Here is a 22,837-nt window from a genome sequence, read left to right as displayed (position 1 = left end):
GATGACGACAGTTGAGGACTTGCCGGCCGCCGGCAAACAGCCGAAGAGCACCAAGGCGAAGGTCCTCGACGTCGTCCGCTGGGTTGCGATCCTGCTGGTCATCGGCTTCGCGGCGAAGCAGCTCGCGTCGAACTGGGGCGAGTTCTGGCACACCCTGCGCGACGTGGCTTGGGAGTCGTCCCTGCTGAGCCTGGTGGCCCTGGTCGCGGCGATCCTGGTGTCGACCTGGGGCTGGCAGGTGATGGTCGACGACCTCGGCAAGCCCATCGGCTACGCCAGGGGAGCGCAGATCTGCCTGGTCGGCTCGCTCGGCAAGTACGTGCCGGGCTCGGTCTGGGCGTACCTGCTGCAGATGGAGCTGGGCCGCAAGGCGGGCCTGGCCCGGGCGCGCATCTTCACGGGCTCGCTGATCCAGCTGGGCGTGGGCGTGGTGTCGGCGTTGGTGGTGTCGCTCCTGGCGGCCCCGGCGGTGTTCAGCAACAGCCCGCGCGCGCTGTGGCTGTTCGTGCTGATCCCGGTCGGCCTGGCGATGCTGCACCCGAAAATCCTGACGTGGGGAACATCCCTGGTCCTGCGGTTGCTGCGCCGCCCCCCGCTGGCCCACCCGCTGGGCTGGAAGGTGGTGGGCAAGGTCTTCGGCGCCTCGACGGCGGCGTGGTGCCTCCAGGGAATCCACCTGTGGCTCTTGGCGAACTCGGTGGGAACGCCGGGCTTCAGCGGCTTCGTCCTGTGCGTGGGCGCGATGGCCGTGGCGATGACGGTGGGCACGTTCGCGTTCATCCTCCCGAGCGGAGTGGGCGTCCGCGAGGTGGCCCAGGTAGCGGTCCTGACGGCCAGTGGCTTGACGGTCGGCCAAGCCACGGCGTTCGCGGTGGCGTCCCGGGTGATGTTCACGGTGGCAGACCTGCTGACGGCGGGCATGGCCGCGGTCGCGGCCCGGTCAACCCGCCGCCCCGCGGTCACTCCCGCCTGACCGTCGTTTTATCCACAGCCGGTCGCGTCTGCTTCCCCTGACAGGCGCATCCGAGCCTGTTCGAGGACCCTCACTTAGGCGCATAACGCCTGGTCACCGTGTATACCGCCGAGGCTGCCCACCACCTGTCCCCAAGTTACCCACAGCACCAACGCACATGTGGACAACTCAGGCCCAAGAGCGCTCGGCCAGGCTTTTTGTCGGCCGCCGCCGATAGACTGGGACGGGGACGCCCCCCAGGGACGGGCGGGGCGCCGCCGCGCCGCCCTCAAGCAATCAGCCGGTAGATCACCGCGTCGGAATTGCGCCAAGCCTCCTTCAAGAACGGCTTCCCGGCCAACCCCACCAACCCCGGCTGATAAGGCTCCGCCGGAGGCGGCACCGGCGTCCCCAGGATCACCCACCGCACGTTCAACCGCCGAACCGCCGCCCGCACCGCCGGGTCCGTCTCGTAGTCGCGAAACCGCTCCGCCAGCAACCGCGCGTCCGAAGGCGGCAACGTCTCGTCGTAATGCGCCGCGACCGTCCGGACCCCCGACAGCGCGTAAGTCCAGGCCGTCCCGTCGAAGCGGTCGTTCATCGCCCACTCGCCCGGCGCCGCGAGGCGGCCCAACTCCACCATCGCCGCCTCTTCGCCCGGCGTCACCCTCAGCTGAGCCCCCTGGTAACCCGTGTACACGCGGGCGCCGTTGGAGCGGAAGTACAAGCCGTTCGACAGCACCACGAAACCCAGCAGCACCACCACCGCGACCGCCGCCGGCACGCGTGAAGGCACGCGTGAAGGCACACGGAAAGGCACACGGAAAGGCACACGGAAAGGCACGCGCGAAGGCAACCGCTCGCACAACCACGCCTGCGCCGACGCCAACCCGTGCGCCGCCAAGACGCACAGCGGGATCGCCGCCATCGAGAAGAACCGGTACGGGTCGTCCCACCACGGGCGGGACAAGGCCATCACCAGCGGCGCGTTCGACGACGCCACCGCGATGTACGCCAGGCCCGTCACCGCCGCCGTCAAGCCGATCCAGCGCAACGCCCCCGCCCGTGCGAAGAACACGATCCCCAGGAACAACGCCACCGACAACCAGATCTGCGGGTGCGCCTCGAAGTGCTGGAAACTCAGCAACGCGCCCAGCGCCGCCGACGCGCGCCACTCGCTCGGCCAGCCGTAGTACGGGACGTTGCTCGTCGCCAGGCCCAGCGCTCCGAACAACTGCAGCCACGCCACGAACAACGCCACCACCGCGATCGGCAGCAGCGCCAGCAGGTCTCGCCCGATGCGCCGCCAGGACGACAGCCAGCGCTGCACCAGCATCGGGCCCGCGAACAGGATTCCGCCGAACAACGTCGACGAATGGACGCACAGCAGGCCCACCGCCGCGAGCAGCAGCACGAAACCCGTGTCCGGCGCGACGCGGTCCAGGTACCGCCGCAACGCCACTGCCGCCAACGGCGTCAGCGTCACGCCCAGCGCGAACGGCAGCAGCGGCCCGCGGTCCATCGACTCGTACACGCCCATCACCGGCGCCACCGCCGTCAGCGCCACCGCGCCCGCCAGGACCGCGCGGCCGCGGAACGCGCGGACCAGCGTCACCAACGACAACGCCAGCAAACCGGGCAGCAGCAGCGTGTTCGCGTCCAACGTCTCCGGGATCGACGTCCCGCTCAGGCGGTAGGTCACCGACGCCAGCAGGTGGTAGGCGTTGGGGTAGAACACCGGCAGAGCGTCGCCGTACCAGTTCACGCTTCCCGTGCCGAACAGGCTGCCGTCGCCGGTGTCGGCGATGTAGCGGACGGCGTTTCCGTGGTACACCGCGTCGAAACCCTGCGGCAGCGCGCCGATGTGGCCCAATCCACGCAATGTTGCGTAGAAACCGACCGCCGCCCCGAACAGCCAGCACGTCACCACCGCGAGGTGCCCGCGACGGTCCCACAGCCCGGGTTCCGGCTCGGGCGGCCGGCGGCGGACCGTCAGTTTCCGGACACCGTAGGCGATCGCGGCGAACACGAGCGTCGAAAGCGCGTACGTCAACGGGGTGAACGACCACCCGATCGCCGCCGTCCACGGACCGGTCAGGCCGCCGATCGCGTAGCTCAGCAGCGGTGCCAGTCCGGCCAACGTCCAGCCGCGCAGTCCCGCGGCGAGTCCGGTGAGGAGGCCCGGGACGGCGATGACGGCGACGGCAACGCAGACGGAAAGCACGGTGGAGACTAAGCCGACGACGACCGTTCAGCCGTTCCGGGGGCGCGAGTCCGATCGGGACACTCCGTTGCGATACCCGAACGGGTTATATTGACCGGTGCGTTTCCCTGCTTGACTGACGCCGGGCGGAGAGATCTTCACGAGGGGGCCGGGTGGTCTACGCGGTCGTGGTGGCGTGGCTGGTCCTCGCCGCGATCGTGGTGCTGACCTGGGGCCGCCTCGACACCGACCGCGGCTGGCGCGGCTTCGTCCTCGCCCTCACCCTCGGCCTTTCGCTGCTGCACCAGCTGATGTTCGCGACCGTCACCGAAGACGCGCTCGTGTCGTTCCGGTACGCCCAGAACATCGCCGACGGCAACGGCCCGGTGTTCAACCCGGGTGAACGCGTCGAGGGCTACACGAACTTCCTCTGGCTGGTCCTGATCGCCCTGCCGCGCGCCGCGTTCGGCGCCGAAGTCCGGACGTCGGCCGTCGTGTTCGGGGTCCTCGCCGTGCTCGGGTCCGTCCTGCTTGCCCACCTCCTGGTCAACCGGATCGTCGCCGCGGCCGCGCCGGAGGGCGCCGAGCCGCGGCCGGCGATCGGCGTCGCCGCCGCGGTGCTCACCGCGAGCGCCGGCGGCCTCGCCGTCTACGGGCCGTCCGGCTCCGAGGTCGCGCTGTTCGTGCTGCTGCTGCTCGCCGTCTGCTACTCGCTCGTGGCACGCCGCCCGGTGGTCGCCGGCGTGCTCGTCGCGTTCGCCGTGATGACCAGCCCGGAGGGCCTGGTGGCCGGCGTGCTCGGCGGCCTCTGGCTGGCCGGGGCCGCGCTGAAGAAGAAGCACAGCTGGTGGGCGCCGGTGGGGTACCTGCTCGGCGCGCTCGTGTTCCTGATCCCGCGGCTGGCCTGGCGCGCGACGTTCTACCAGCACTTCCTGCCCGCGCCGCTGGCCGCGAAGCTCGGCGGCCCGCTCGGGTCGCAGGTCGCCGCGGGCTGGCCGTACTTGTCCGGGTTCGCCTTGGCGCACCAGGGTTTCCTGCTGCTCGGGCTGGTCGCCGCGGTCGCGCTGCTGCTGCGCCGCACCGAAACCTCTCGGGGGCTCCAGGTGGTGGAGCCCCCGGCCCGGGGCGAAGCCGCGGTGGTCACCGCCGCCGAGGCCCGGACGCTGATCTGGCTGCTGTTCGCGACGGCGCTGAGCATCGCGGCCGCCGCGGTGCTGATCGGCGGTGACCCCGGGCCGTCGTGGCGGCTGCTGGCGCCCTTGCCGCCGCTGATCGCCGTCGCGAGCGTCGCCACCTACGGCGTGCTGACCGTGGAGGCGAAGCCGTCGCCGCGGCCGCGGACCTGGCCGGCCGCGACGCGGCTGGTGCCGGTGACCGCAGGCGGGCTCGCCGGCATCGCCGTGCTCGTCTCGGTGTTCAGCCCCGACATGCTCGACCGCGTCCGCGACTGGCGGGCGCACGGCGACGAGCTCAGCGCGATCGGCGGCTGGCTCGGCGAGTACCTGCCGCCCGGGTCGGTCGTCAGCGCCGCGGCGCCCGGCGCGCTCGCCGCCCGCAGCGGCCAGCTGCTCATCGTCGACGTCCTCGGCCGCACCGACGACCACATCGCCCGCGAAGGCCGGCACGACGGCGGCGTCGCCACGGACTACGACTACGTCGTCAACGCGCGCCGCCCGACCGTCGCGGTGCCCGCCGACAGCGGCTACGCCGACCGCCAGCGCTGCACGATCGACCCGGTCTACGCGGGCAAGTACCAGGTCGCGACCTTCCGCCGCGTCGGCACGCCCTACTGGGTGGCCGTCTACCCGCGCGCGGAGGACGCGAAATCCGTGGTCACGGACCTCGACCGGGGCCCGGACTTCCGCTACGTACCCTGTCCTTCGTGAAGCTGGACGTCCCGAAAGCGCGGCTGGGTGCCGAAGCCCGGCTCGGGATCGGGGTCTTCGGGACGTCGTTCCTGCTGTTCGCCGTGCGGTTCCTGGTGCCGCGGCCGATCGCGATGTCGAACAACGGCGACGGCGGCCGCGTGCTCTGCGGCGCCGGGATCACGTGGAAGGGCCTGCCCGAGCCGTTCGTCCACCTCGTCTACACCGCCGCGCCGGGCGCGCCGCCGTGCCGGCCGACCTACCTGCTGACGCAGAGCTGGCTCGCGGAGGCGTCCGTCGGGCTCGCCCGGCTGGCCGGCTTCCCCACGACGCTGAGCCTGGTCGTCCTGGGCCTGCTGAGCAGCCTCGTCGCCGCGGCGGCGATCGCGGCGATCGTGCTAGGCCTGCCGTACCCGGTCCGCGTCCGGCTGGCCGTCGCGGCCGGGTTGCTGCTGGTCGTCGCCGACTCGGCGTTCTTCGGCTACTTCGCGGCGATCCTCGGCGAAGGCGCGGCCTTCCTCGGCCTCCTGCTGATCGCCGGGGGCCTGCTGCTGACCGCGCGCGAGGGCCGGTGGAGCTACGCGGGCATGGCGGTGACGTTCGCCGGCGGCGTTCTGGCGGTCAACGCCAAGGTCCAGACGCTGATCATCCTGCCGATCCTCGCGCTCGCGGTGCTCCTCGTCCGGCCGGGCACGCTGCGCGGCGCCAAGCGGTGGGCGGCCGCGGCGCTGGTCGTCGGGGCCCTCGGCGCCGTGACGCTGTTCGCGCAGCAGAGCGTTGAACCCGCTCGCGCGCCCGACGGCACGTACACCGCGTTCCCGGGCGACGACTCGCGCGAGATCAACATGTTCAACTCGGTCTTCCTCAACATCGTCGACGGCCGGCACGACACCCAGGCCGACCTCGCGGCGCTGGGCCTGCCGCCGTCGTTCGCCCAGTACGCGGGCAACGGCTGGTGGCACCCGCACCCGGCGACGATGGACCCGCTCTACCCGAACTACCGCGACAAGATGACTCGCGAGAACGTCCTCGGCTACTTCGCGAGCCACCCCGGCCGCACGTTCGAAGTGCTCGACCGCGCCGCGACCGACCAGCTCACCGCCCGCCCGGACTACCTCGGCAGCTTCGACCAGGAGGCCGGCTTCGCGCCGCACGCGCAGGAGTACCGGGTGCCGGTGGTGTCGTGGCTGACCCGCCTGATCAGCCCGCTCGGCCTGGTCGCGCTCGTGCCGATCTGGCTGTTCGTGCTGGTCAAGGTGTGGGTGCAGCGCCGCGGCCCGCTCGGCGTCGTGCTGGGGTTCCTGCTCGCCGTCTCGCTGACGCAGTTCGCCACTGCGGCCCTCGGTGACGGCATCGAGGGCGTCAAGCACCAGTCCGTCGCGCTGTTCACGCTCCTGCTCGCGCTCGTCCTGGCGGCGCTGCCTCAGTCGCGGTCGAGCGAGCCCCGGTGGGGGAGGAACTCCTCGGTCGGCGGGCCGTCGTCCGACGGGACCCGCTTCGGCGACGGCTTCGGCCAGAACGGCGGCACCTCGAGCAGCACGAACACGAGCAGCCCGGCCAAGCCGACCAGGAAGATCGTCGACGACGACGCCAGCTTGTAGTTCACGGCGAGGTACAGGAAGAACACCACGCCGACCCAGAGGCGCCGGGCTTCGCCGCGGTGCTCGTCGAGCACCACCGCGACCAGCCCGATGACCAGCGGCGCGAGCATCACGAAGACGCGCTGGGTGTCCGTGGCGACCAGCCGCCCGGCCAGGCAGCACAGCCCCAGCCAGACGCTGGACACCAGCAGCAGGCTCCGGGTCCGGTCGCGCCGGAACTCGCGGTAGAGGCCGTAGGCGAAGATGACCCAGAAGAAGCTGAACGTGCTGTACAGCGCCGCCTGGTCGACGCCCTTGTTCGACGACAGCGCGAACCGGATGTTGCCGAGCAGGCCGCTGTTGGCCTGGCCGGCGCCGAAGCCGTAGTCGCCGCCGATCAGCGCCTGGGCCCACAACCGGAAGGCGAAGTACAGGCCACCCGCGACGACCACGGCGACCAGCCCGCCGATGACCTGCTTGTCCCGCAGCGACCGCGACCGCGTCCACGCCGCCAGCGGGTAGAGCGGCGCGAGCAGCAGCGTCGTCTCCTTGTTGATCGCGCCGATGACGATCACCAGCGCGAACAGGATCAGCCGCCGGTCGAACAGGAGCCACAGCGCGAGGAGGTAGAGCAGGTTGTTCAGCGGGTCGACCAGGTACGGGTTGCTGAACGCGTACGGCGCGTACCAGAACGTGCAGGCCAGCGCGACGGCGGCGAGCGCCGAGGTGTACAGCCGCAGGTCCAGGCGGACCCAGAGGAACTCGAAGAAGACGATCGCCGCGGCCAGGACCAGCGCGAACGTGAACGCCAGCCACACGGAGTCCAGCGAGATCCCGGTGAACCGGTTGACGGTGTGGACCAGCCACGGGCTGAGCATCCGCAGCGCGAAGGGGTTGTCGACCTGGGCACCGGTCTGCACCGACATGGCGTAGTACTCGGCGGCGTCGCCCCACGCCTTTTCGTGCGCGTTCGGCTGCACCGGTGCGTAGGAGATGAGGTTGAGCAGTGTCACCGTGGCCAGGCCCAGGTACACCGCGACTCGGTGGCCGGCTGGTCTGACGCGCGATTCAGTCACTGTCCCCACGCGAAAAGCCTAGTGGTCGTTCGTTCGGCGTGAGCTTCGCCCGGTTTGTGGCCTTCACCGCTGAACGGTGGTCAAGAACCTACGGTCCCGTAACCTGGCGCGATGGCCGACTTCGTGTACCCGCCCGTGATCGCCGCGGCCCGGACGATGTTCCGGGTGCTCGACAACCGCATCCGGGTCGAGGGCGCGGAGCACATCCCGCGCCGCGGTGGCGCGGTCATCGCGTGCAACCACGTGAGCTACCTGGACTTCATCTTCTGCGGCCTCGGCGCGCGCCCGGCCAAGCGGCTGACGCGGTTCATGGCGAAGAAGGAGATCTTCGACAACAAGATCGCCGGGCCGCTGATGCGCGGCATGCACCACATTTCCGTCGACCGCGACGCGGGCCTCGCCTCCTACCGCGAGGCGCTCGCGAAGCTGCAGGACGGCGAGGTCGTCGGCGTCTTCCCGGAAGCGACGATCAGCCGGTCGTTCACCGTCAAGGAGATCAAGTCGGGCGCCGTCCGGATGGCCGCGGCGGCCGGCGTCCCGGTCGTGCCGATGGCGCTGTGGGGCACCCAGCGGCTCTGGACCAAGGGCCGTCCGAAGGACCTGACCCGCCGGCACGTGCCGATCTCGATCCTCATCGGCGAGCCGATGCACCCGGCCAAGGGCGACGACTGGGACGTCGTCACGAAGGAACTGCGCACCCGGATGAGCGCGCTGCTCGAGCGGGCCCAGGCCGAGTACCCGGACCGGCCCGCCTCCGAGGACGAACGCTGGTGGCTGCCCGCCCACCTGGGCGGCACCGCGCCGACCCCGGAGGAAGCGGCCGAGCTGGACCAGCGCTAGAACCAGCGCTCCAGGACCTGCGAGACGCCGTCTTCGCCGGCCGGACCGGTGATCTCGTCCGCGACGTCCTGGACCTTCGGGTGCCCGTTCTCCATCGCGACGCCGTGGCCGGCCCAGCGGAGCATCTCGACGTCGTTGGGCATGTCGCCGAAGGCGATCACGCGCTCCTGCTCGACGCCCAGCCGCTCGGCGACGTCGGCCAGTCCGGTCGCCTTCGTGATGCCGTGCGCGGACAGCTCCACCAGCCCGCCCGAGGACGAGTATGTGACGTCGACCTCGCGGTCGAACAGCGCGTTCACCGCGTCCGCCATCTCCTCCGACGACATCCCGACGTGGCTGACCAGCAGCTTGATCGCCGGGTGCCCGAGCACCTCGGCGCGCGGCGCGGTGCGGCCTTCGCCGTCGCCCCACGGGTTGTGGTACTTCGGCTCGATCACGAAGCTGCGCATCTCGTGGTCGGCGTCGGTGCTGACGCGCTCGGCGGCCAGCCGGCAGCCCGGGACGGCCTTGTCCAGCGCGTGCCCGATGTCGTGGAGGAGCTCGGGCTGGAGCAGGCCGTGCACCGCGACGACCTCCTCGCGGCCGCAGTCGTACAGGACGGCACCGTTCGCGCAGACCGCGTACCCGGTCAGGTCGAGGGGCTTGGCGATGGGCGCGATCCACCGCGGCGGCCGGCCGCTGGCCAGCACGAACGGGACGCCCGCCTCGATCGCCCGGCGGACGGTCGCGATGGTGCGGGCGCTGAGCGATTCGGAGGGGCCGAGCAGGGTGCCGTCGACGTCGGACGCGATCAACTGAGGTCTCTCCACCCCGCCATTGTCCCTGACACGTTCGGGTGGCCTCGTCCCCATCCGAGCGATTGTCGGTGGCTACCGATAGCGTGCCGGAGTGTGCGAGTAGGCATCGTCATTCTCCCTGAAGATCGTTGGTGGGCGGCCGAGCCGAAGTGGCGAGCCGCCGAGGAGTACGGCTTCGACCACGCCTGGACCTATGACCACCTGGGCTGGAGAAACCTGGTCGACGGCCCGTGGTTCTCCGCCGTCCCGACCCTGACCGCGGCCGCGATGGTGACGTCCCGGATCCGGCTGGGCACGTTCGTGGCCTCCCCGGTCGCCCGGCACCCGGTGCCGTTCATGCGCGAGCTGACCACCCTGGACGACATCTCCGACGGCCGGTTCATCCTGGGCGTCGGTGCGGGCGTCGACCACCAGCACTACGACGGCGCGGTGCTCGGCGCCCCCGAGCTGACGGCCAAGCAGCGCGCGGACCGGTTCACCGAGTTCGTCGAGGCGCTCGACGGCCTGCTGATGACCGACAAGTTCGACTTCGACGGCGAGTACTACCGGGCCCGCGAGGCCCGCAACCTGCCGGGCACCGTCCAGCGCCCGCGGCTGCCGTTCGTGGTCGCGGCGAACGGCCCCCGCACGATGACCCTCGCGGCGCGCTTCGGCGCCGGCTGGGTCACCACGGGCCGGGGCGGGAAGACCGAGGACGAGTGGTGGGCCGGCATCAAGCAGCTCACGGACGTCTTCGACGAGCGTCTCGACGCGGTCGGCCGCGAGCGTCCGAGCATCCAGCGGCACCTCAGCCTCGACGCGTCCCCGGTGTTCTCGCTGAGCAGCGTCGAGGCGTTCCGCGACGCCGCGGGCCGCGCGGGCGAGCTGGGCTTCACCGACGTCATCGCGCACTGGCCGCGGTCGTCGTCGCCCTACGAAGGCCGCGAGGCGGTGCTGGAACAGGTCGCGAGCGACGTCCTGCCCGAACTGCACGCTGGTCCGAACGGGTGACATCCGGGTAACCGGGAAACCGTTTGCCGTCCCCCAGGCGTCCATCACTGCAGACGCCAGAGATCACCCCGGGGGTGGTTGGGGGACGGAGGGCCCTCGTGGCCGCGGCACGGGGCGCCGCGGCCACGGGGGCTTTGTCATTTCACGCTCTGTCTATTTCACGATCTGGTAGATCACGGCACCCGGGTTCCGGTAGACCTCGCGCACGAAGTCGTGCCCGTCGAGGTGCCGCAGGCCCGGCGCGATCGGCGTGTCCCGGCGGATCGTGCCGCTGCCGACCAGCACGTAGTGGATGTTCAGCCGCCGCGTGGCCGCGCGGACCTGCGGGTCGCTGTCGTAGTCGCCGAAGTGCATCGCCAGGTAGAGCGCGTCCGGGGGAGCGACGCCGGCGTCGTAGTGGCCGGCCACCGGGTGCACGCCGGTCAGCGCGTACATCCAGGCCGTGCCGTCCATGCGGTCGTTGAGCACCTTCTGGTCGGCCGGGATCCCCAGCGTGCCGAGGTGCTCCATCGCGTCGATCTCGTCCTGGCTCACCGGCGGGACGGTCTCGCCGGGCAGGCCGTTGTAGTAGAGCAGCGACACGGTCTTGGCGTTGGCCGCGCGGTAGAAGCCGCCGGTCAGCACGCCCATCGCGACGACCAGCAGCACCGCCGTCGCCAGCCCGACCCGGCCGGTCAGCCACGGCCGCGCGCGCACCCAGGCGCGTCCGCTCGCGACCTTCGCCAGCCACTGCTGGGCCTCGCTCATGCCGTGCGCGGCGAGCAGGCACATCGGGATCGCGGCCAGCGCCATCAGCCGGAACCGGTCGTTCCACCAGGGCCGCGACAGCGTGATCACCCAGTCTTCGCCGCCGAAGCACGCGACGACCACGAACAGCGCGGACAGCCCGAGCGCCGAGAGCACCACCCAGCGCATCCGCCGCAGCGCGACCAGCGTCAGCACGCCGATCGCGAGGAACACCGTCAGCCAGATCTGCGGGACGGGCAGCACCTGCTTGAACGTCGCCAGCATCGCCAGCGCCTTCCACACCGGCATGTGCGAGCCCCAGGCGTGGTACGGGTACGACCCGGACGTGAAGGTGATCGCGCCGAGGATCATCGGCGCGGACAGCACGCCCGCCGCCACCATCACCGGCAGCATCCGCAGGACGTCGCCGCCGACGACCCGCCAGGCCGCCTTCCCGGGCGCGACGCCGTCGAGGCGCTTGCCGCGCAGCGCCCGGTACCAGCGCTGCACGACCAGCGGGAACGCGAAGAGCAGTGCCCCGAACAACGCGCTCGAGTGCGCGGCGAGCAGGCCGGTCGCGCTCAGGGCCAGCACCGCGCCGGTGTCGACGCCCGGCCGCACGACGAACCGCTGCAGCGCGACCACGGCCAGCGGCGTCAGCACGATCCCGAGCGCGAACGGCAGCAGGCCGCTCGACACCGACTCGTACGCCCCGGTCGTCGCGCCGCCCGCGACCAGCGCCGCGCTGCCGGCGAACACCGCGCGGCCGCCGAGTTGGCGCACCAGCGCGACCATGGCGACGGCGAACAGCCCGGCGATCGGCATCGTGACGGCGTTGAGCGTGACGGGGATCGACGTGCCCGAGAGCTGGTAGACCAGCGCGCCGACCAGGTGGTAGGCGTTCGGGTAGAAGGAGCCGTCCGGGTACCAGTTGATGGTGCCCATGCCGGTCAGCGAGCCGTCGCCGGTCTCGGCGATGTAGCGGATGCCGTTCGCGTGGAAGACGGTGTCCCAGCGCTGGAACACCGCGGTCGTCCCGCCGCGGCCGGTGACCACGACGGCGATCGACACGGCGGTGGCGACCGCCACGCAGGCACCCACGGCCAGGTGGGCCCGGCGCGTCCACGCCTGAGCCGGCTCCTCCGCCCCCGGTGTCAGCCAGCCGCGCGCGATCGCCAGCCGTCGCAGGCCGTAGAGCACGGCGGCGAGCAGCAGCGTGACCGCGGCGACGCTGAGCGGGCCGTACGGCACGTGCGCGATCGCCAGCCACGGGCCGGCCAGGCCGGTGATGGCGTAGCTGAGCAGCGGCGCGAGCCCGGCGAGGGCCCAACCGCGGACGCCCGCGGCCCACCCGACGACGCCGCCGGGCACCGCGAGCACGGCCAGATAGGTGGCCACCGCGGCGAAGTAGCTCCAGAAGTCCTCGGGTGCAGGCACTGCTTTCCAGGTGTGTCGTAAGCCGAAATGTGATAGTCGGGTGCGGGCCGGGTTCACGACCCCCGTACCCTCGACGCCCGTGAGCGCGCACACGAACCCCGCACAGATTACTGAAGACGATTTCGCAGGTTACGACCTCGTCGTCGTCGGGTCCGGTTTCTTCGGCCTGACCGTCGCCGAACGGGCCGCGGCCGAGCTGGGCAAGAAGGTCCTCATCCTGGAGCGGCGCAGCCACCTCGGTGGCAACGCGTACTCGGAGGCGGACCCGGAGACCGGGATCGAGGTGCACAAGTACGGCGCGCACCTGTTCCACACCTCGAACAAGCGCGTCTGGGAGTACGTGAACCGCTTCACGGAGTTCACGAACTACCAGCACCGCGTGTTCGCGCGGGTCAAGGACCAGGTCTACTCGTTCCCGATGAACCTGGGCCTGATCAACCAGTTCTTCGGCAAGTCCCACACCCCGGACGAGGCCCGCGAGCTCATCGCCAAGCAGTCGTCCGAGTTCGAGACCGCCAACGCGCAGAACCTCGAGGAAAAGGCCATCTCGCTGATCGGCCGGCCGCTCTACGAGGCGTTCATCAAGGGTTACACCGCGAAGCAGTGGGAGAACGACCCCAAGAACCTCGGCGAGAACATCATCACGCGCCTGCCGGTCCGCTACAACTTCGACAACCGGTACTTCAACGACACCTACGAGGGCCTGCCCGTCAACGGGTACACCGCGTGGCTCGAGAAGATGGCCGAGCACGAGAACATCGAGATCCGGCTGAACGTCGACTACTTCGACGTCCGCGAGCACATCCCGGCCGGCACCCCGACCGTCTACACCGGGCCGCTGGACCGCTACTTCGGCTACTCGGCGGGCAAGTTCACCTGGCGCACCGTCGACTTCGAGTCCGAGGTCGCCGAGACCGGTGACTTCCAGGGCACCTCGGTCGTCAACTACAACGACCAGGAAGTCCCCTACACCCGGATCATCGAGTTCCGGCACTTCCACCCGGAGCGGGACTACCCCAAGGACAAGACGGTCATCTTCCGCGAGTACTCGCGCTTCGCGGGTGAGGAAGACGAGCCGTACTACCCGATCAACACCCCGGACAACCGCGAGAAGCTCGAGGCCTACCGGGAGCTGGCCAAGACCGAGGCGCGCGAGAAGAACGTGCTGTTCGGCGGCCGGCTGGGCACCTACAAGTACCTCGACATGCACATGGCCATCGGCTCGGCGCTGTCGGCGTTCGACAACAAGATCGCCCCGCACCTGACCGACGGCGCGCCGCTCGACGGGTCCCTCGATGCTTGAGAAGGGGCAGCCCACCGGAGAGGTGGCGGTCCTGGCGAAGGCACAGGGCTTTCTGAAGAGTGAAGCTTCGGTGAAGGCTGCGCGCGGCATGTCGCACTTCGGCGAGCACGCGCTGGGCTGGTTCGGCCTGGGCCTTCTCGGCGCGGTGGTCGACAAGGAGCGGCGCAAGGACTGGCTGGTCGCTTCGGCCGGTGTCGTGGGGGCGCACGCCGCGTCGATCGCGGTGAAACGCGTGGTCAGGCGGCCCCGACCGGACCACCCGAGCGTGGAGGTACTGGTCGGCACGCCGAGCAAGCTGAGCTTCCCGTCGTCGCACGCGACGTCCACGACGGCGGCGGCGGTGCTCTACTCCGGATTGACCGGGCGTAACCTGGTGCCCGCCCTGGTACCGCCGATGCTGGCCTCGAGGCTCGTGCTCGGCGTTCACTATCCGACAGACGTTCTGGCCGGTGCAGCTCTCGGGGGGCTCGTCGGTGGTCTGATACGACGGAAGCTGAAGAAGAACCCATGAGCGAGACGACCGAGCAGCGCAACAGCGACGAAGCGGCCGTGACTCCTGAGGCACCGGAGACACCGGTGACTTCGGGGACGGTTTCCCGCGGCCCCTTCGGCCTGGTCGGCGGCGTCATCAAGACGGCGCGGCCCCGGCAGTGGGTGAAGAACGTCCTGGTCTTCGCGGCCCCGTTCTTCGCGTTCTCGAAGTCGACCGACCGCACGGGCCTGCTGCTCGACGCGATCGTCGCCTTCGTGGCGTTTTCGCTGGTGGCGAGCTCGGTCTACCTCATCAACGACGCCATCGACGTCGAGGCCGACCGCGCCCACCCGACCAAGCGGAACCGCCCGATCGCGGCCGGCATCGTGCCGGTGCCCGTCGCGTACGGGTCCGCGGTCGTGTTCTTCCTGGCCGGCCTCGGCGTGTCGTTCTTCGCGAGCTGGCAGCTGGCGATCGTGCTGGGCGTCTACGAGGCCGTCCAGCTCGGCTACTGCTTCGGCCTGAAGCACCAGCCGGTGGTCGACCTGGCCATCGTCGGCTCGGGCTTCCTGATGCGCTCGATCGCCGGCGGTGTCGCGGGCGGGATCGCGCTTTCGCAGTGGTTCCTGCTGGTCACGGCGTTCGGCTCGCTGTTCATGGTCGCCGGCAAGCGCTACGCGGAGATCATGCTCTTCGAGCGGACGGGCGCGAAGATCCGCTCGTCGCTGAAGAAGTACTCGGCCAGCTACCTGCGGTTCGTCTGGGCGACGTCGGCGGCGATCCTGATCATGTCGTACTGCCTGTGGGCGTTCGAGATCCGCCAGACCGAGCACAACTCGGTGTGGGCGCTCATCTCGATGGTCCCGTTCGTGGTGGCGGTGCTGCGCTACGCGGTCGACGTCGACGGCGGCATCGCGGGCGAGCCCGAGGAGATCGCGCTCAAGGACCGCATTCTGCAGGTGCTGGGCGCGACCTGGGTGGTCACGCTGTTCCTGGCGTTCTACCTGTGAGTTCTCATGGCGGATCGACAGGTTCGTTTCAGGTGACGCACAGCTGAGCGGCGCACCCTGAGGTGGTGGGGGCGGGCAGTACGCCCGTCCCCGTGACCCCAGGAGCGACGATGAACGACCAGCCGCGCGAGGTCCCGAAGGGGGCCGACCAGCCGACCGTCGAGCAGCCCACCGCGGCGGACCAGCCGACGACGCACCAGCCGGCGGCACCCACGCCGGGCGCGGCGGACCAGCCCACCGCGCAGCAACCGGCCACCGAGCCGGGCCAGCCGACCGCGCAGGTTCCTTCCGCCGCTGAGCCGGGCCAGCCGGCCCCGCAGGCCGAGCCCGCCGCCGCGCAACAGCCGGCCGGGTCGACTGCCCAGGCCCCGGCCGGGACCAGTGCCCTGCCGAACGCGGCGCAGGCCGGCGACCAGACCGCGGCCCACGGCCAGCAGCCCCCACCCGCGCCGCCCACTCCCCAGCTCGCCCAGCCCGGCCCCGGCCACGCCTACGGCGCTTGGGGCCCGCCCCAAGTCGCCCCGCGGCAGCCCGGCGGCTTCCGGCGATTCGTCGGGCACCGCGCCACGCAGCTCGTCGGAGTCGGCGTCCTCGGCCTGCTGATCGGCGGCGGCATCGTCGGTGGCATCGCCGCGGCGACCCACCACGGCGGCGGCCCCCGCGACGGCCGCCCCGGCATCCACCGCCAGTACGACGGCCCCAACCAGGGCCCCGACGGCCGCGGCTTCCCCGGCCGAGGCGGCGGAAACTCCGGCAACTCCGGTGATTCGAACAATTCCGGCGAGGGGAACGGCATCTAGCTGTAGTGACCATGGACGTTGTTGACGGTTGAGCGGCGCGTCGGGTTGAACATGACGAAGACCTCCGTGTGTGGTGCTGGTGTCTGACGCCATCACCGAACACAACGGAGGTCTTCGTGTCCCACCGTAACGCCCGGTTGACCCTGCACGGACGCCGGTTGCTGATCGACCGTGTCACCGCTGGACGCCCAGTCGCGCATGTCGCCGCCGAGCTGGGAATCTCCCGCGCGACCGGGCACAAATGGGTCCGCCGCTACCGCGAACACGGCGAAGCCGGCCTGCTCGACCGTTGCTCCAGGCCGCACCACTCACCCCGACGGGTTCCCGAGGAGATCGAGCAGCAGATCATCGACCTGCGCCGGACCCGCCGACTGGGCCCGGCCCGCATCGCCGGAATCCTCGACCTGCACGCCTCCACGGTGCACCGGGTCCTGACCCGCCACCACATGCCCAAACTGGCCTGGCTGGACCGCCCCACCGGACAACCCATCCGCCGCTACGAACGCGACCGCCCGGCGAACTCCTCCACGTCGATGTGAAGAAACTCGGCCGGCTCCGCGACGGCGGCGGCTGGCGAGCCCACGGCCGCGACAGCACCCAACACGCCGCCGCACGTCACGCACCACGCGTCGGCTACGAGTACGTTCATTGCGCCATCGACGACCACACCCGCATCGCCTACGCCGAAATCCACCCCGACGAAACCGCCGCCACCTGCGCCGGATTCCTCCGCCGCGCCGCCACCGCGTTCGCCGAGTTGGGCATCGACCGGATCGAACGCGTCATGACCGACAACGCCCTGGCCTACCGCCGCTCTCACGCCTGGCGCGACACCCTCGCCGACCTCGGCGCCCAAGCCCGCTTCATCCGCCGCTACCGGCCGCAAACCAACGGAAAAGCCGAACGGTTCAACCGCACCCTCGCCGAGGATTGGGCCTACGCCCAGCTCTTCACCAGCTCACACCACCGCGCCGAAGCGCTACCCGAGTTCCTGCACCGCTACAACCACCACCGAGCCCACACCTCACTCGGCGGCAAACCACCCATCACCCCCGTCAACAACCTCACAGGGCACTACATCTAGCCGCACTTTCCCTAGGAAAGTGCGAAGCCGACCGCTGTGGGCTGAGCCACCCGTACTCCGCTCAGATCACAGAAGCATCACGGGCGGGGTACGGTGTTTCGGATGCGAAGCGCCTCCGCAGAACTCCCCAAGGTCGCCACCGCGCTGCCGGCGACCGTGCCCGTCGCCCGCTCGTGGGCCCTCCCGGCGGGCGCCGCGGCGGCCTCCGCTCTGATGTTCGCCCTGGTCAGCAGCCATCTCATCGATGACACCTACATCACGCTGTCCTACGCGAAGAACCTCGCCTTCCACGCGCACTGGGGCCTGATCGAGCAGGGGACGGCGAACACCGCGACGTCCCCGCTCAACGTCCTGGCCCTGGCCGCGGTCACGTTCATCGTTCGCGACGCCGTCCTGGCCGCCGGCATCGTGTTCGTCGCCGCGCAGGTGCTGCTCGTCCTCGGCCTGCGCCGGCTCGGCGAGCGCACCGGGCTGCCGGCCGCGTTCGCGCCCGTGACGTTCGCGTTGCTGCTGCTCAACCCGCTGCTGCTGTCGTCGGTCGGGTTGGAGGTCGCGCTCGGCGCCACCGGCGTCGTCTGGACGCTCGTCTACGCGGGCGAGCGCAAGGCGGGCCGGCTCGGCGTGGTGATCGGGCTGCTCGCCCTCGTCCGGATCGACCTGCTGCTGATCGCGGCGGTGCTGTTCGCGGCCCGCCGGGAGTTCTGGGCCGGCATTTGGCGCACGGCGTTCGCCGCCCTCGCGGTGATGCTGCCGTGGTTCGGGTTCAGCTGGCTCGTGCTCGGCTCGGCCGTGCCGGACACGCTGGTCATCAAGATCAGCCAGCAGTCGTGGGGCCCGTTCAGCTTCACCAACGGCCCGCTCCTGTACTGGCGCAACTTCCCGGCCGAGGCGGTGCTGTCGTTCCTGCCGCTACCCCTCGCGGGCCTGGCCGGCGTGGTCTGGATCGTCCAGTACCGCCGGGGCTCGGAGACGGCCCGCCGTCTGACGCCGTTCGCGGCGCTGGCCGTCGCGAGCGCGCTGCACTACCTGGCCTACAGCCGGCTCGGCGTCCCGCCGTACCACTGGTACTACGCGCCGAGCATCATCGGCGCGACGATCTTCCTGGCGGCGTGCGCGAGCGCGGTCCCGGACCGCGTCCGCCGCGGCGCGTGGACGGCGACGGGCGTGGTCCTCGCGGCGAGTCTCGTGGCGTACGCGCTACCGGGGCTGCCCCGGCAGTTCGCGCCGATCACGAGCAACCACGCGTCGACGACGGAGTACCGCGAGATCGGCGAGCAGCTGGCGTCGATCGCCCACGGCCGCAAGGTGGAGACGGCGGGCGAGGTCGGCGCGCTGGCGTACGCGTGCGACTGCGAGCTGGTGGACGAGTTCTCCGACCGCGGCGCGGTCGACCCGGCGATCAGCGAGACGAAGCGCCGCAGCGGCGACCTCGGCCGCGCGCTGCTGGAGGCCAACTTCCACAACTTCGACCACAGCGTCGCCCCGATCAGCCCGGACCTGGTCCTGGCCACGACCCGCCGCACCCCGCCGCCGACGGCGCTGGCGAGCTGGCGGATCGACTCGCCGTGGATGGGCACCCAGAACCTGTACCTGGTCCCCGCTCACGCGGCGGGCAGCTGATCCCGGCCGCGGAACAGCCGGTTCATCGTCCCTTCCCGGGCCAGCAGCACCTGCGTGACGACCTGCAGCAGCACGAAGCTGCCGATCGACAACGCCGTGTCGAGGCCCGGCACGACGTCGACGGGCAGCGTGTACGCCATGACGATGCTGCCCGCGCTGTGCAGCAGCCCGCCGACGCCCCACACGACCGTCAGCACCCGCCAGACCCGCCGGAACGACGCCGTGTCCGCCCACCGCGCCTCCAATGTGGACGCCCGGCCGGGTAGCAGCGCGAGCGTCGCCTGGTAGGTCGTCGGGCGGCGGCCGACGCGGAGGCTCGCCAGCATCCAGACGCCGATCAGCACGCTGAACCAGGCGCCGCGGACCAGCTGCAGCCGCGCGTCCCCGGTCAGCAGCGTCGTCGCCAAGCCGACTGCGACGATCAGCAGCACGAAGACGCCCATGCCGTCGACGCGCCGGTGCCGCACCGCGAGGTAGAGCACCCGCAGCGCCGGCGGCAGACCGCTGAGCGTCAGCGCCCAGACGGGCGCGACGTCGAACGCGCGCAGCAGGTAGTAGCCGCCGACCGGGGCGGCGATGTCGCAGAAGAGCGTGCCGAGCATGCCCCGAGCTTCGCCGACCAGGCCGGCCGGCGGCATCGTCGAGCCGGCTCGTCACGCATCAACCGGACGGTTGATGCCGAGCCGCTGCCGCATCAGCTTCACGCCGAGCACCACGCTGCCCGCCGTCAGCACGGCGTCGAGGAACGGCACGACGTCCACCGGCAGCGTGAACGCCAGCACGACGACGGCGCACCCCAGCAGGAGGCACCCGGCACCGCACCAGAGCGTCGCCGAGCGCCACCGCTCCCGGAACGGCCGGGAAAGGCCCCACAGCCGGTCGAGGTGCCCGGCGCGAGCGGGCTGGAGTGCGCAGGCGGCCCGGAACGGCAGCGGCCGCCGCCCGACGACCAGGCTGGCCAGCATGACCACGCCGAGCGGCAGCGTGAGCCAGGCACTGCGGACGAGCAGCAGCCGGGGGTCGCCGGAGAAGATCGCCACCGCGCTGTTGACCAGCAGCACGGCCAGCACGAACGCGCCGATCGGGTCGATCCGCCGGTGCCGCGCCAGGACGTACCCGGTCCGCAGCACCGGCGGGACGGCGCTGATCAGCAGCGCCCACAGTGCGTCGACCTCGAAGGAGCGCAGGACGTAGTAGAGGGCCATCGGGAGGGCGACGTCGCGGAGCAGCATCGTCAGCCCACCGCGGTCGCGCGTCGTGTTCACCATGGTGACAGTCTGTTTCGGCTGCCTGGTGCGCACATCGGCTCGCGGACCGGGTCCGGATGGAACTCCGCGTCAACCCGGGGGTGGAGGCCTCAGATGGGGAGCTTGCGGAAGATCGGCCGCGGGACGTGCCGCAGCGCCGACATCACCAGCCGGAACTGCGCCGGCGCCCACACGAGGTCCTTGCCCGCGCGCGCGGCCGACACGGCGATCTCCGCGACCTGCTCGGCCGTCTGCGCCAGGGGAGCGTCCTTCAGCCCCTCGGTCATCTTCGTCTTGACGTGCCCGGGCCGGACGACCGTCACCTGCACGCCGGACGGCGCCAGCGCCTCGCCCAGACCCAGGTAGAAGCCGTCGAAACCGGCCTTCGTCGAGCCGTACACGAAGTTCGACCGCCGGACGCGCTCGCCTGCCACCGACGACAGCGCGATCACCGTGCCGTGACCCTGGGCCTTGAGCTTCTCCGACAGCGCGACGCCGACCGACACCGCGGCCGTGTAGTTCACGGTCGCCAGCTCGACGGCCTTCGCGTGGTCCTGCCAGACCTCTTCCGGGTCGCCGAGCAGGCCGAACGCGACGACCGCCACGTCGATGTCGCCGCCCTGGAACGCCTTGTCCAGCACGCCCGGGTGCGACGCCGTGTCCTTGGCGTCGAAGTCCACAGTGGACACCTCGGCGCCGCGGTCCTTCAGGCGCTGCGCGGCCGCGTCGAGCCGGGGCGACGGCCGGGCCGCGAGCACGACCCGCAGCGGCTTCTCGGCCAGGTACTTCTCGGCGATCGCCAGCGCGATGTCGGACGTGCCGCCGAGCAGGAGCAGGGACTGGGGGTTGCCCACCGCGTCGATCACAGTTCGAGCCTCCGGCTCATGTCAGAGGCGAAAACGCCTTCGGGGTCAACGGAAGCGCGGATCTTGCGCCACTCTTCGAGCCGCGGGTACATCTTCGCGAACGTCTCCGCCGACGTCCGGGAGTCCTTCGCGGTGTACAGCCGGCCGCCCGCTTCGAGCACGGCGTCGTCGAGCTCCAGGCAGAACCGGCTCAGGCCGTGCTTGATCGGGAAGTCGACGCTGAGCATCCAGCCCGGCGACGGCCACGACATGGGCGCCGGGTTGGCGTCGCCCATGCGCTTGAACACGTTGAGGAACGAGTAGTGCCCCGACGTCGCGATGCGCCGGCAGATGGCCTTGAGCTGGTCCTCCGCGCCGAACGGCACCGAGAACTGGTACTGCAGGAAGCCCTTGGAGCCGTAGGCGCGGTTCCACTCGCTCAGCATGTCCAGCGGGTGGTAGAACTGCGTCAGGTTCTGGATCTTGCCGCGCGCGCCCTTCTTGGGCACGGTCTTCTGCCACAGCTCGTTGATCAGCCCGAACGTGAGCTTGTTGCCCAGGCCGTTCGGGAAGACGTCCGGCAGGGTCGCCAGCTGCGGCGCGTCGAACTTCAGCGGCTCGGCCCGCAGCTTCGGCGGCAGCTCGTCCAGCTTCGCGAGCGAGCCGCGCGAGAAGGTCGCCCGGCCGAGGCGGTGGTCCGAGGAGATCAGGTCCGGCACCGACATCGAGTAGTCGTAAGTCAGGTCGGAGCCGTCGGTGAACAGGCCGAGCGTCTCGTCCAGGCTGCCCGTGCGGTCGGCGTCCACGATGAAGTACGCGGTCTCGGTCTTCTTCATCCGGACCGTGGCGCGCACGATGATCCCGGTCAGCCCGATGCCCGCGACGGTCGCCCAGAACAGCTCCGACTCGGGGCCCTCCGGCGTGAGCGTGCGCACCTGGCCGTCCGCGGTCAGCAGGTCCATCGACACGACGTGGTTGCCGAAGCTGCCCGCGCTGTGGTGGTTCTTGCCGTGGATGTCGTTGGCGATCGCGCCGCCGATCGTCACCTGGCGGGTGCCCGGCAGCACCGGGACCCACAGGCCGTACGGCAGCGCCTCGCGCATCAGCTTGTCGAGGCTGACGCCGGCGTCGAGGTCCACGAGGCCCGAGTCCGGGTCGATCGAGTGGATCCGGTCGAGCGCGGTCACGTCGACGACCAGGCCGCCCGCGTTCTGCGCCGGGTCGCCGTAGGACCGGCCGAGGCCACGCGCGATGACGCCGCGCTCGCCGGCCTGGCGCACGGCACGGGCGATGGTCTCGACGTCCGGCGTGGTCAGGACGTCGGCGACGGTCGGAGCGGTGCGTCCCCAGCCGGTGAGCGTGCGACGCTGTGTCTCGGGGGATTGGGTCACCCGACCAGGGTAGCCACGCCGAAACACGCCCGGAACGTGACCCTGAAGTGCTCGTCTCTACACTTTGCGCATCAAGGCACAAGCGCCCGCGCGGGTGACCATGACTCAGGCAACGAGGTAATGCAGTGGTGGCGACCGATCCGCAAGCCGACCTAACGGCTGCTCAGTCCTCTCCCGGACTGCTGGGCCAGCTCATCCGCTTCGCCCTGATCGGGGGCTTCTGCGCCCTGGTCGACCTGGGCACCTACACCCTGCTGACGCAGGTGGCCGGGATGGCCGCTTCACCGTGGGTCGACGTCGCTCGCGCTATCAGTTTCATCGTGGGCACGACCACGGCGTTCTTCCTGAACCGGAAGTTCACGTTCGCCGGCGGCCGCAAGGACGGCAAGGCACAGGTCGGTTCGTTCGTCCTGCTCTACACCGTGACGTTCTTCGTCGCGGTCGGGGTGAACCAGCTGATGCTGAACGTGCTGCCCGAGTCCGCCTGGCAGCACACCCTGTGCTGGGCCGTGTCGCAGGCCACCGCCACGGTGATCAACTTCGTGATGCTCAAGTGGGTCGTGTTCCGCGAGCCGTCGACCGAGGAGAACTGAGGAACT

The 22,837-nt window shown here is 70.8% G+C and carries 18 protein-coding genes and 1 pseudogene; 12 read left to right on the top strand and 7 right to left on the bottom strand.

Going from position 1 to position 22,837, the window contains the following annotated elements; translation table 11 throughout:
* Window position 1 precedes the first annotated feature (1 nt).
* A complete protein-coding gene (locus ACIQWX_RS04550) occupies window positions 2-973 on the top strand; it encodes a YbhN family protein (protein WP_400865473.1) in 972 nt (323 codons plus the stop codon).
* Between the two features lie 268 nt (window positions 974-1,241).
* Here ACIQWX_RS04550 and ACIQWX_RS04545 read toward each other — a convergent pair whose 3' ends face one another.
* Window positions 1,242-3,176 carry a DUF6541 family protein gene (locus ACIQWX_RS04545; protein ID WP_400865471.1) on the bottom strand — a complete coding sequence of 645 codons (1,935 nt, stop codon included), beginning with the start codon at window positions 3,174-3,176 and terminating at the stop codon, window positions 1,242-1,244.
* 152 nt (window positions 3,177-3,328) lie between these two features.
* Between ACIQWX_RS04545 and ACIQWX_RS04540 the strand changes: the two genes are divergently transcribed.
* The 3 genes from ACIQWX_RS04540 (at window position 3,329) to ACIQWX_RS04530 (ending at window position 8,516) form a co-directional block, all read left to right on the top strand.
* A complete protein-coding gene (locus ACIQWX_RS04540; protein WP_400865469.1) occupies window positions 3,329-5,041 on the top strand; it encodes a hypothetical protein in 1,713 nt (570 codons plus the stop codon).
* Complete coding sequence (locus tag ACIQWX_RS04535; RefSeq protein WP_400865466.1) at window positions 5,038-6,621, top strand: hypothetical protein; 1,584 nt, start codon at window positions 5,038-5,040, stop codon at window positions 6,619-6,621. The genes ACIQWX_RS04540 and ACIQWX_RS04535 overlap by 4 nt, the downstream gene beginning before the upstream one ends.
* Window positions 6,622-7,787: 1,166 nt before the next feature.
* Window positions 7,788-8,516, top strand: a complete 729-nt coding sequence (locus tag ACIQWX_RS04530) for a lysophospholipid acyltransferase family protein (RefSeq protein ID WP_400865464.1) — start codon at window positions 7,788-7,790, stop codon at window positions 8,514-8,516.
* On the opposite strand, the gene ACIQWX_RS04525 is transcribed toward ACIQWX_RS04530, so the two are convergent.
* Window positions 8,513-9,310, bottom strand: a complete 798-nt coding sequence (locus ACIQWX_RS04525; protein WP_400869388.1) for an HAD family hydrolase — start codon at window positions 9,308-9,310, stop codon at window positions 8,513-8,515. The genes ACIQWX_RS04530 and ACIQWX_RS04525 overlap by 4 nt on opposite strands.
* Before the next feature lie 96 nt (window positions 9,311-9,406).
* Between ACIQWX_RS04525 and ACIQWX_RS04520 the strand changes: the two genes are divergently transcribed.
* Window positions 9,407-10,303: an LLM class flavin-dependent oxidoreductase gene (locus ACIQWX_RS04520; protein WP_400865461.1), complete on the top strand. Its 897-nt coding sequence runs from the start codon at window positions 9,407-9,409 to the stop codon at window positions 10,301-10,303.
* Window positions 10,304-10,456: 153 nt separating this feature from the next.
* Here ACIQWX_RS04520 and ACIQWX_RS04515 read toward each other — a convergent pair whose 3' ends face one another.
* On the bottom strand, window positions 10,457-12,466 hold the full coding sequence (locus ACIQWX_RS04515; RefSeq protein WP_400865459.1) for a DUF6541 family protein: 2,010 nt from the start codon (window positions 12,464-12,466) through the stop codon (window positions 10,457-10,459).
* Window positions 12,467-12,545: 79 nt separating this feature from the next.
* Here ACIQWX_RS04515 and glf point away from each other — a divergent pair, with 79 nt between their 5' ends.
* The 6 genes and pseudogenes from glf (at window position 12,546) to ACIQWX_RS04485 (ending at window position 18,755) form a co-directional block, all read left to right on the top strand.
* Window positions 12,546-13,769, top strand: coding sequence for a UDP-galactopyranose mutase (glf, locus tag ACIQWX_RS04510; protein WP_400865457.1), 1,224 nt, complete (start codon window positions 12,546-12,548; stop codon window positions 13,767-13,769).
* Window positions 13,762-14,280, top strand: coding sequence for a phosphatase PAP2 family protein (locus ACIQWX_RS04505; RefSeq protein WP_400865454.1), 519 nt, complete (start codon window positions 13,762-13,764; stop codon window positions 14,278-14,280). The genes glf and ACIQWX_RS04505 overlap by 8 nt, the downstream gene beginning before the upstream one ends.
* The gene (locus ACIQWX_RS04500) at window positions 14,277-15,251 is read left to right on the top strand and encodes a decaprenyl-phosphate phosphoribosyltransferase (RefSeq protein ID WP_400865451.1); all 975 of its coding nucleotides are present in this window, start codon (window positions 14,277-14,279) and stop codon (window positions 15,249-15,251) included. Before ACIQWX_RS04505 ends, ACIQWX_RS04500 begins: the two co-directional genes overlap by 4 nt.
* 110 nt (window positions 15,252-15,361) lie before the next feature.
* Window positions 15,362-16,051, top strand: coding sequence for a hypothetical protein (locus ACIQWX_RS04495; protein ID WP_400865448.1), 690 nt, complete (start codon window positions 15,362-15,364; stop codon window positions 16,049-16,051).
* A 116-nt stretch (window positions 16,052-16,167) separates the two neighbouring features.
* Window positions 16,168-17,135, top strand: a pseudogene (locus ACIQWX_RS04490) (IS481 family transposase).
* A 102-nt stretch (window positions 17,136-17,237) separates the two neighbouring features.
* Window positions 17,238-18,755, top strand: a complete 1,518-nt coding sequence (locus ACIQWX_RS04485) for a hypothetical protein (RefSeq protein ID WP_400865446.1) — start codon at window positions 17,238-17,240, stop codon at window positions 18,753-18,755.
* Here the strand turns inward: ACIQWX_RS04485 and ACIQWX_RS04480 are convergent.
* The 4 genes from ACIQWX_RS04480 to ACIQWX_RS04465 all read right to left on the bottom strand — a co-directional run bounded on the left by ACIQWX_RS04480 (window position 18,737) and on the right by ACIQWX_RS04465 (window position 22,238).
* Window positions 18,737-19,357 carry a VC0807 family protein gene (locus ACIQWX_RS04480; RefSeq protein ID WP_400865444.1) on the bottom strand — a complete coding sequence of 207 codons (621 nt, stop codon included), beginning with the start codon at window positions 19,355-19,357 and terminating at the stop codon, window positions 18,737-18,739. The genes ACIQWX_RS04485 and ACIQWX_RS04480 overlap by 19 nt on opposite strands.
* A 51-nt stretch (window positions 19,358-19,408) precedes the next feature.
* Entirely contained in the window at window positions 19,409-20,023 is a 615-nt protein-coding gene (locus tag ACIQWX_RS04475) for a VC0807 family protein (RefSeq protein ID WP_400865441.1), read from the bottom strand.
* Between the two features lie 89 nt (window positions 20,024-20,112).
* A complete protein-coding gene (locus ACIQWX_RS04470) occupies window positions 20,113-20,868 on the bottom strand; it encodes a decaprenylphospho-beta-D-erythro-pentofuranosid-2-ulose 2-reductase (RefSeq protein ID WP_400865438.1) in 756 nt (251 codons plus the stop codon).
* Complete coding sequence (locus ACIQWX_RS04465; RefSeq protein WP_400865435.1) at window positions 20,865-22,238, bottom strand: FAD-binding protein; 1,374 nt, start codon at window positions 22,236-22,238, stop codon at window positions 20,865-20,867. The genes ACIQWX_RS04470 and ACIQWX_RS04465 overlap by 4 nt, the downstream gene beginning before the upstream one ends.
* A gap of 125 nt (window positions 22,239-22,363) precedes the next feature.
* On the opposite strand from ACIQWX_RS04465, the gene ACIQWX_RS04460 reads away from it, so the two are divergent.
* The gene (locus tag ACIQWX_RS04460; RefSeq protein WP_400865432.1) at window positions 22,364-22,831 is read left to right on the top strand and encodes a GtrA family protein; all 468 of its coding nucleotides are present in this window, start codon (window positions 22,364-22,366) and stop codon (window positions 22,829-22,831) included.
* The last annotated feature ends 6 nt before the right edge of the window (window positions 22,832-22,837 follow it).

Source organism: Amycolatopsis sp. NPDC098790 (genome assembly GCF_044759945.1).
Lineage (GTDB): Bacteria > Actinomycetota > Actinomycetes > Mycobacteriales > Pseudonocardiaceae > Amycolatopsis.
This window is presented reverse-complemented; position numbering and strand designations above follow the sequence as displayed.

What these genes read in the sequence shown, in the direction of transcription:
- ACIQWX_RS04550 (WP_400865473.1), top strand. Translation starts at nt 2, where the DNA reads ATGACGACAGTTGAGGACTTGCCGGCCGCCGGCAAACAGCCGAAGAGC.
- ACIQWX_RS04530 (WP_400865464.1), top strand. Translation starts at nt 7,788, where the DNA reads ATGGCCGACTTCGTGTACCCGCCCGTGATCGCCGCGGCCCGGACGATG.
- ACIQWX_RS04505 (WP_400865454.1), top strand. Translation starts at nt 13,762, where the DNA reads ATGCTTGAGAAGGGGCAGCCCACCGGAGAGGTGGCGGTCCTGGCGAAG.
- ACIQWX_RS04500 (WP_400865451.1), top strand. Translation starts at nt 14,277, where the DNA reads ATGAGCGAGACGACCGAGCAGCGCAACAGCGACGAAGCGGCCGTGACT.
- ACIQWX_RS04495 (WP_400865448.1), top strand. Translation starts at nt 15,362, where the DNA reads ATGAACGACCAGCCGCGCGAGGTCCCGAAGGGGGCCGACCAGCCGACC.
- ACIQWX_RS04485 (WP_400865446.1), top strand. Translation starts at nt 17,238, where the DNA reads ATGCGAAGCGCCTCCGCAGAACTCCCCAAGGTCGCCACCGCGCTGCCG.
- ACIQWX_RS04480 (WP_400865444.1), bottom strand. Translation starts at nt 19,357, where the DNA reads ATGCTCGGCACGCTCTTCTGCGACATCGCCGCCCCGGTCGGCGGCTAC.
- ACIQWX_RS04475 (WP_400865441.1), bottom strand. Translation starts at nt 20,023, where the DNA reads ATGGTGAACACGACGCGCGACCGCGGTGGGCTGACGATGCTGCTCCGC.